Below are 1,009 nucleotides of genomic sequence, written 5' to 3'. Positions count from 1 at the left end.
CCGTGCTTCTGCGGCGTGTTCACGCAGACGAAGTGCACGTCGCCGAAGGTGCCGACCTCCTCCCAGGAGGTGGTGAACCGAAGGCGCCCGGTGGACCCCTCGATGCCCGCCACGTGCTTCTGGAGGATCTCCTCGAGCCCCGGTTCGTACATCGGCACCCGGCCGGCGGAGAGCATCTCGATCTTCTCCGGCACCACGTCGAGCCCGAGGACTTCGAAGCCCAGCTCCGCCATGGCCGCAGCATGGGTGGCGCCGAGGTATCCGGTGCCGATCACGGTGATCCTGAGGGCCATGGGGTGCTCCTGAACGATGCGGACAGACGTGCGGAGCCGAGCATATCCGGGCGGGCGGAACGCGGTTTTCCGGCCGTCGAGGTGGCCGTCGGCATGGCTGTCGGCAAGCTCACGTGCCGCGCCCGTATGCCTCCGCTCGACGAGGCCACTAAAATTGGGTTACTTAACGGTAGTTAGCATCCTTGGGGAGTGAACGTCTTGGCGGGTTCGACCGATTTCGACCTGTACCGTCCGGCCGAGGAGCACGACATGCTCCGCGAGACGATCCGTTCGCTCGCCGAGGCGAAGATCGCCCCGCACGCCGCGGCGGTGGACGAGGAGGCGCGCTTCCCGCAGGAGGCGCTGGACGCCCTCGTCGCTTCCGACCTGCACGCGGTCCACGTCCCGGAGGAGTACGGCGGCGCCGGCGCCGACGCGCTCGCCACCGTCATCGTGATCGAGGAGGTGGCCCGTGTCTGCGCCTCGTCCTCCCTCATCCCGGCCGTGAACAAGCTGGGCTCGCTCCCGGTGATCCTCTCCGGCTCCGAGGACCTCAAGAAGAAGTACCTGGGCCCGCTGGCCAAGGGCGACGCGATGTTCTCGTACGCCCTCTCCGAGCCGGACGCAGGCTCCGACGCCGCGGGCATGAAGACCAAGGCCGTCCGCGACGGCGACTTCTGGGTCCTCAACGGTGTGAAGCGCTGGATCACCAACGCGGGCGAGTCCGAGTACTACAC

1 protein-coding gene and 1 pseudogene are annotated in these 1,009 nt (G+C 67.8%); one reads left to right on the top strand and one right to left on the bottom strand.

Features of this window, described 5'->3' with window-relative positions; genetic code table 11:
• A pseudogene (locus ACFU7D_RS29970) lies at positions 1-293 on the bottom strand (UDP-glucose 6-dehydrogenase); the annotation flags it as partial.
• Positions 294-542: 249 nt separating this feature from the next.
• On the opposite strand from ACFU7D_RS29970, the gene ACFU7D_RS29965 reads away from it, so the two are divergent.
• On the top strand, positions 543-1,009 hold a 467-nt coding region (locus ACFU7D_RS29965), incomplete at its 3' end, for an acyl-CoA dehydrogenase family protein (protein WP_378874228.1).

Origin of the sequence: Nocardioides sp. NPDC057577 (assembly GCF_042801335.1) — a bacterium.
Lineage (GTDB): Bacteria > Actinomycetota > Actinomycetes > Propionibacteriales > Nocardioidaceae > Nocardioides.
The sequence above is the reverse complement of the archived record's forward strand: the minus strand, read 5'-3'. Positions and strand labels throughout refer to the sequence as shown.